Source organism: Kitasatospora sp. NPDC091257, assembly GCF_044757675.1.
GTDB classification, from domain to species: domain Bacteria; phylum Actinomycetota; class Actinomycetes; order Streptomycetales; family Streptomycetaceae; genus Kitasatospora; species Kitasatospora lactacystinica.
The window spans coordinates 1-6114 of the sequence record NZ_JBIVVI010000511.1; the positions used below are offsets into that span (position 1 = coordinate 1).

The window sequence follows — 6114 nt, forward strand, 5'->3', positions numbered from 1 at the left end:
GGGGCCGAAGGGGTGGCCGGCTCGGGCTGGGCGTACCAGCCGGTGGGTGCCGGGGGGTTCGCCGGGTACGGGGGCCGCATCGCGTACGGGTGGTACTGGGGAGCCTGCGAGGAGACGTTCATGCGGCCACTCTCAGGGACGTCACCCGGTGGAAGACCATCCGGGGCGCGTGCTCCGGCGGGCTCACCGCCCTCAGCGTCGGGAAGCGCTCCAGCAGCTGGCCGAGCAGGGCGCGCGCCTCCAGCCGGGCCAGGCCCGCGCCGAGGCAGTAGTGGGCGCCGCCGCCGAAGGTGAGGTGGGTGCCCCGGCGGAGCGGGTCGAAGGTGTGCGGGTCCGGGTTGCGGCGCGGATCGCGGTTGGCCGCGCCGTACATCACGTGGACCATGGTGTCCTTGGGGAGGAACGTCCCGGCCAGCACGGTGTCCTCGCCCGCGACGCGGCTGTTGACGCGGATCGGCGGGTCGTAGCGCAGCGCCTCGTCGATCGCCTCGTCGATGTGCTCGGGCCGCTCCCGCAGCCACTCCCACCGGCCCGGCGACTGCAGCAGCTGCCACACCAGCGAGGAGAGCAGTGTCGCCGTGGTCTCCAGCGAGGCGATGGTGACGAACATGGTGAGCTGGTAGACCATCCGGTCGGTGGCCTCGCGGTCGGACTCCAGCCCGTCCCAGGTGCGGATCCAGCCGGCGATCACGTCGTCGCCGTCGTTCTCGCGGCGTTCCCGGACGAGGCGGGTGAAGTACTCGCGCAGGTCCATGGTGGCCTGCTCGGAGACCGCCAGCTGGCTCTTGGTGGGCAGCAGTTCCTGGGCGTGCACCTGGTTGTGGGTCATCGTCAGGATGTGCGGGTAGTCCGCGGGCGCGATGCCCAGCCAGCGACCGACGGTGCCGATCGGCAGCTGCTCGCCGACCACGGAGGCGAAGTCCGCCTCGCCGTCCGTCCGTATTCGCTCGGCCAGGCGGTCGAGCAGCCCCGTGACGTCGGCCTCGATCTCCGGCGCCATGTCCCGCAGCGTGTTCCGGTCGAAGAGGCTCCCGAGGCTGCGCCGCTGCCGGGTGTGCTCGGGGGCGTTGAGCCGGGAGAGGGTCCGGCTCATCTCCTGGGTGGCGACGGCCTCCCAGCGGTCCGTCCCGGTCTGCCGCTCCTGCCAGGCGAAGTCCGGGACGAGCCAGGTCCTGCCGCGCAGGACCTGGTCGCACGCTTCGTAGCCGGTGACCAGGTAGCCGCCCCAGGGCGCCGGGACGAGGTCGCCGAGCGCCCGCAGCTCGTCGTAGACCGGGCTCGGATCGGCGAGCCCCTCGGCCGATCGCAGCCTCCGCAGCAGCGGTACGGCGGCACGGCGGTCGGCCCTTCCGTCAGGGCGCTCCGACTCCGCGGGGCGGGCTTCCAACATGGCGGTCACACGGGCTCCTTCAACACGCGGGCGGGCAGTACGGCGGCGTACTACCCAGCAACAGCGCGCTCAAGCGTCGATCCGTGTTGCCCACGTCACGTACTGCACCGCCGTCGCACGCCGTTCACCTCGCGGTGACCGGGCGGCTTCCGGCGGCGCGTCGGACCGGGATCCCCGGAGCCCCGGACGCCTGGGGCCCGGAATCGAGCCCGGAATCGAGCCCGGAATCGAGCCCGGAATCGGGCCCGGATTCAGACCCGGAAGACGTCCAGGAAGGAGCTCCACCAGCCCTTCTTCTGCGGCGCCCGGGCGGGCGCGGCGGCGGTGGGCTGCGGGTACGCCTGCGCCTGCTCGGAGCCGGCCGGCGAGGGGGCCGGGGCGGGGTCCGCGACCGGCCGCGCGGTGCGGGCGGCCACCGGGCTGAACCGCACCGGCAGCGAGACCAGGCCGCGCTGGAACGGGCCCGGCCGCCACTCCACGCGCTCCGCGGGAACCGCGAGCATGACATCCGGGAGCGCGTTGAGCAGGCACTCGATGGCGCTCAGGGCGATCAGCTGGGCCGGGGACTTGGCCGGGCAGGCGTGCGGGCCGGCGCCCCAGGCCAGGTGGGCCCCCTTGCTGAGGGTCAGCCGGGCGTCGGTGAGCGCGGGGTCGCTGTTGGCGGCGGCGAAGCTGATCACCACCGGGCTGCCGGCGTCCATCGGGACGCCGCCCAGGTTGAGGTCCTGCATCGGGTAGTGCGTCGCGTAGTTGGCGATCGGCGGGTTGTTCCACAGCACGTCGTCGAGGGCGTCCTCGATGCGCAGTCCGGAGCCGCCCTCGCCGGACAGCAGCAGGAGCAGCGCGTTGCCGATCAGGTTGCGCTCGGGCTCGACGCCGGCGCCCATCAGCATGACCAGCTGGTCCTTGAGCTCCTCGTCCCGCAGGCCGGCCGGGTGCTGGATGAGCCAGGAGGTGATGTCGTCGCCCGGCTGGCGGCGCTTCAGCGCGACCAGGTCCATCAGGCAGGAGGTCAGCTCCTCGTTGGCCTGGATCACGTCGAGGCCGTCGAAGAGCGCGGACATGCTGCGGGTCAGCCGGTCGCCGATGTCGGCCGGGCAGCCGAACAGCTGGTTGAACAGCAGCAGCGGCAGCAGCTTGGCGTAGTCGTTCAGCAGGTCGGCCCGGCCCAGCGCGCTGAACTGGTCGATCAGGTAGCCGGCGATCCGCTCGACGTGCCGGTTGAGCCGGTTGTCGTTGAGCCGGTCCAGGCTCTCGGTGACGGCCTTGCGCAGCCGCAGGTGCTCGGCGCCGTCCGTGAAGAGGCAGTTGGGCCGGTAGAACATCATCGGCAGGACGGGGCTGTCCATCGGCACCCGGCCCTCGTTGAGCGCCGCCCAGCGCCGCGAGTCCCGGGCGAACATCCCCGGGTTCTGCAGCACCCGCAGGGCGGCCTCGTGCGAGGTGACCAGGGTGGCGTCCACCCCGGGGGCCAACTCCACCGGCGCGGCGGGACCGTGGGCGCGCAGCTTGTCGTAGACCGCGTCGGGGTCGGCCGAGAACATCTCCCCGTAGAGCGGCGTGCTCACGCCGACGTGCATCGGGCAGCCCGGCGGAGGCGACTGCGGGACGGGTCGCTGCAGAGATTCCATGGGTCGTTCCTTGGGGGTGGCCCCGGGCGGGTGCGGACCCGGGAGACGTGAGGGGCGGAAGGCGTGGGGGAGGTCAGGAGGCGCGTTCGAGCAGGTGCCGGACGAGCGTCAGCAGGGCGTCGGCCGAGGACCGCTGGTCCCGCGCGTCGCAGAACACCACCGGCGTGTGCGGCAGCAGGTCGAGCGCCTCGCGGAGCTGGTCCTCGGTGTAGTCGCTCTGCCGGTCGAAGCTGTTGACCGCCACCGCGTACTCCAGGCCGTACTGCTCGATCAGGTCGATGACGGGGAAGGTGTCCGCGAGGCGGGTCGGGTCGGCCAGCAGCAGGGCGCCCAGCGCCCCCCGCGCCATGTCCTCCCAGAGCTGCATGAACCGCTGCTGTCCCGGCGTGCCGAACAGGTACAGCACCAGGTCGTCGCCGAGGGTCAGCCGGCCGAAGTCCAGGGCGACGGTCGTGGTCTTCTTGTCCGGTACGCCGCGGAGGTCGTCGACGCGGATGGACGCCTGCGTCATGCTCTCCTCGGTGCTCAGCGGGGCGATCTCCGACAGCGCCCCGATGAGCGTGGTCTTGCCGACCGCGAAGTGCCCCACGACCAGGATCTTGACAGCGGTCGTCACCGCGCCGGGGACGTAGATGTCCTCAGGCGAACCGGCGTTGAAGTCCATGCAGTACCTTCTCTAGAAGTCTCGGGTCCGGGGCCTGGGCCGGGGGCGGGGCCGACCGGCGCAGCAGCCGTCCCTCCCGGATCAGGTCCGTCAGCAGCAGCCTCACGACCCCGACCGGCAGCTCCAGCCGGGCCGCGACCTCGGCCACCGAGAGGTAGCCGCCGGAGCACAGCTCCCAGATCGCCCGGGTTTCGGGGCTCGGCAGGGCGGGGAGGTCCTGCTCGGGCGCGACGGTGACCAAGGTGATCAGAGACAGGTCGTCCGCATTCGGTAATTCGCGTCCACCGGTGATGACGTAGGAGCGGATGAAGCCGCCGGTGACCCGCTGTTCCTCGCCGCCGGCCGTCATGAGCCGCTGAGCGTGCTCTGGCGCGGCGCCGCCGACATCGCCCGTCCGAGCGCGCCCACCTGCTGCTGCATCCGGAAGGACATCGCCTCCATGTCGACGTCGGGGGCGGTGGAGGCGGCCAGGTACGCGCCGCTGCCGGCCGCGATCAGGAAGATCCAGCCGTGGTCGTACTCCAGCAGGGTCTGGCGCCAGAGCCCGCCGCCTCCGCCGACGAACGGGGCGACCGCGCGGCTCAGCGACTGCATCGAGCTCATCGCGGCGGCGTTGGTCTCCGCCTCGTCGCGTCCGATCTCGCTGGAGCGTTCGAGCAGGAGGCCGTCGGCGGAGACGAGGATGGCGTGCCGGGCGCCGGGTACCTGGAGTACGTCGTTGAGCACCCAGGAAAGATCACGGCTCACTGGATCTCGGTTCCTTCCGTGGTCATGGTGTTGCGCCCGGACAGCGTGCCGCGCTGGAACGCGCCGAGGCGGGACGGCGTGTGCTGGCCGGTGCTCCGCACCGGCTCCTCGGCCCGACCGGGGTCCAGCGGGTTGGGGACGACCGACACGGGGCGCTGGCGGCGGCGCCGGGGCAGCAGTCCGTCCGCGGTGGTCTCCGGTCCCGCCGTCGCCGCGTACGGCGCCGGCACCGGGGCCAGGGGCGCCGCCGGCTCGGACAGCGACACCAGCCGCTGGCCGGCTCCCGGCGCCCAGGACTGCGCGGGCTGCTCCACCGGCGCGGCCTGGGCCTGGTAGTCGGTGTAGTCGGTGTGCTCGGCGACGGGCGGGGCCGCGACCTCGCTGCTGAGCAGTTCGGCGGGCAGCAGCACCACGGCGCGCACGCCCCCGTACGGGGAGACCGAGTCGACGGAGACCCGGAAGCCGTAGCGGGCGGCCAGCATGCCGGAGACGGCGAAGCCGAACTTCGGGGGGTTGCCCAGGCTGGTGAGGCCGATCGGCGCGCCCGGGTTGAGGAGCAGTGCCGCGCGGTCCTTCTCCTCCTGGCCCATGCCGAGGCCGGCGTCGTCGATGATCAGGCAGACACCGGTGGGGACGGCCTGGACGCTGACCTCCACCGGGGTGTCCGGGGCGGAGTAGTTGGTCGCGTTGGCGAGCAGCTCGGACAGCACCACGGCGACCGGCTCGACGACCTTGCTGGCGAGCGAGACGCTGACCCGGGAGTGGATCCGCACCCGGTCGAAGTGCCGGATCCGGCCCTGGGCGCTGCGGACCACGTCGTAGACCGAGGCGACGCTCTCGCGGCGGCCCAGCCAGCCGCCGCAGAGCACCGCGATGCCCTGGGCGCGCCGGCCGAACTGGCTGTTCGTGTGGTCGATCGTCATCAGGTCGGCGAGGATCTGCGGGCTGTCGCCGTACTTCCGCTGCACCTTGTCGATGACGACCTGCTGCTCGTCGGCCAGGCCCTGCAGCGTCCGCATCGCCGCCTTGAGGACGGCCTTGGTGTCTTCCTCGGCGTCCCGGCGGACGGCGGTCAGCTCGGACGCGTGCTGGCCCTGCAGGTGGTCGTGCAGCGCGGCGAGCTCGTCGCTCCGGCGCTGTGCCAGGGCGCTCGTCTCCTCCAGGGAGGCGTTGCGCCGCCGCAGGGCGAGGTTCGTCCTGCGGGCCTGGAGGGCCGCTCCGACGGCTGCGAGCATCACCACGATGAAGACCCAGAAAAAGGGTTCCTGCACAAATGACGTCATGAAACTCTCTTCAGGTGGCATCGCGTGGAGCCGGTCCGGGCCCCTAAACGCGAATGGGACTGGCGGCCCGAACCTCCCCGAAAGGCACCTGATGTCACATCACATCGAAGTGCATTCCGGCACGAGACCTGCGGCGACGCCTATCGCGGAGTCAGCCTACTGCAACTCATGCCATGTCAGAACAGATACCAAAAAGGGCAGTTGGGGCGAAATTCCACGACTTGCTGGGAACTCTGACAAGAAATGACGGCATTCGTGACGCCGCGTTAACCACAGGGACACGTTCCGACCACACTTCTATTCGCGCGCAGGGTGATCGCGCCGTCACACCCCGGAATCGACGGCCCTCCGGAGAGGCGGCCGGGCATGCGGAAGGGGCCCGCGTCCGTGGACGCGGGC

At 71.8% G+C, this 6114-nt stretch carries 6 protein-coding genes; all 6 read right to left on the reverse strand.

What is annotated here, in order from left to right; all coding sequences use genetic code 11:
* Positions 1 to 118: 118 nt before the first annotated feature.
* Positions 119 to 1390, reverse strand: coding sequence for a cytochrome P450 (locus ACIQOV_RS22935; protein WP_401051200.1), 1272 nt, complete (start codon positions 1388 to 1390; stop codon positions 119 to 121).
* Positions 1391 to 1641: 251 nt separating this feature from the next.
* Positions 1642 to 3021, reverse strand: coding sequence for a cytochrome P450 (locus ACIQOV_RS22940; RefSeq protein WP_401051196.1), 1380 nt, complete (start codon positions 3019 to 3021; stop codon positions 1642 to 1644).
* Positions 3022 to 3094: 73 nt separating this feature from the next.
* Positions 3095 to 3685, reverse strand: a complete 591-nt coding sequence (locus tag ACIQOV_RS22945) for an ATP/GTP-binding protein (protein ID WP_359908521.1) — start codon at positions 3683 to 3685, stop codon at positions 3095 to 3097.
* Entirely contained in the window at positions 3660 to 4034 is a 375-nt protein-coding gene (locus ACIQOV_RS22950) for a DUF742 domain-containing protein (protein ID WP_359908523.1), read from the reverse strand. Before ACIQOV_RS22950 ends, ACIQOV_RS22945 begins: the two co-directional genes overlap by 26 nt.
* Positions 4031 to 4432, reverse strand: a complete 402-nt coding sequence (locus ACIQOV_RS22955; RefSeq protein ID WP_359908526.1) for a roadblock/LC7 domain-containing protein — start codon at positions 4430 to 4432, stop codon at positions 4031 to 4033. The genes ACIQOV_RS22950 and ACIQOV_RS22955 overlap by 4 nt, the downstream gene beginning before the upstream one ends.
* A complete protein-coding gene (locus ACIQOV_RS22960) occupies positions 4429 to 5715 on the reverse strand; it encodes an ATP-binding protein (RefSeq protein ID WP_380548181.1) in 1287 nt (428 codons plus the stop codon). The genes ACIQOV_RS22955 and ACIQOV_RS22960 overlap by 4 nt, the downstream gene beginning before the upstream one ends.
* Positions 5716 to 6114 lie beyond the last annotated feature (399 nt).

Coding starts and splice junctions, on each gene's coding strand:
- ACIQOV_RS22950 (WP_359908523.1), bottom strand. CDS start 4,034: ATGACGGCCGGCGGCGAGGAACAGCGGGTCACCGGCGGCTTCATCCGC.
- ACIQOV_RS22940 (WP_401051196.1), bottom strand. CDS start 3,021: ATGGAATCTCTGCAGCGACCCGTCCCGCAGTCGCCTCCGCCGGGCTGC.
- ACIQOV_RS22945 (WP_359908521.1), bottom strand. CDS start 3,685: ATGGACTTCAACGCCGGTTCGCCTGAGGACATCTACGTCCCCGGCGCG.
- ACIQOV_RS22960 (WP_380548181.1), bottom strand. CDS start 5,715: ATGACGTCATTTGTGCAGGAACCCTTTTTCTGGGTCTTCATCGTGGTG.
- ACIQOV_RS22935 (WP_401051200.1), bottom strand. CDS start 1,390: ATGTTGGAAGCCCGCCCCGCGGAGTCGGAGCGCCCTGACGGAAGGGCC.